Below are 212 nucleotides of genomic sequence, written 5' to 3'. Positions count from 1 at the left end.
TGACGTGAGCGATATTGCTGGCGACATCACGACCATCAACGGCCAGCTCGCTGACGCGGTGATGTACGACACGTCGACGCACGACTCGGTGACGCTGGGCGGCACGGATGCGACCACGCCGGTGGCGCTGCATAACGTGGCGGCGGGCGCAGTCTCGGCAACGAGCCTCGACGCGGTGAACGGTGCACAGCTATACGAGACGAACTCGAGCA

At 64.6% G+C, this 212-nt stretch carries 1 pseudogene; it reads left to right on the top strand.

Annotation, left to right across the window (positions count from 1 at the left end):
* Positions 1–212, top strand: a pseudogene (locus AB4Y44_RS43120) (peptide ABC transporter permease); the annotation flags it as partial.

Origin of the sequence: Paraburkholderia sp. BR10937 (assembly GCF_040965695.1) — a bacterium.
Classification (GTDB): Bacteria; Pseudomonadota; Gammaproteobacteria; order Burkholderiales; family Burkholderiaceae; genus Paraburkholderia.
This window is presented reverse-complemented; position numbering and strand designations above follow the sequence as displayed.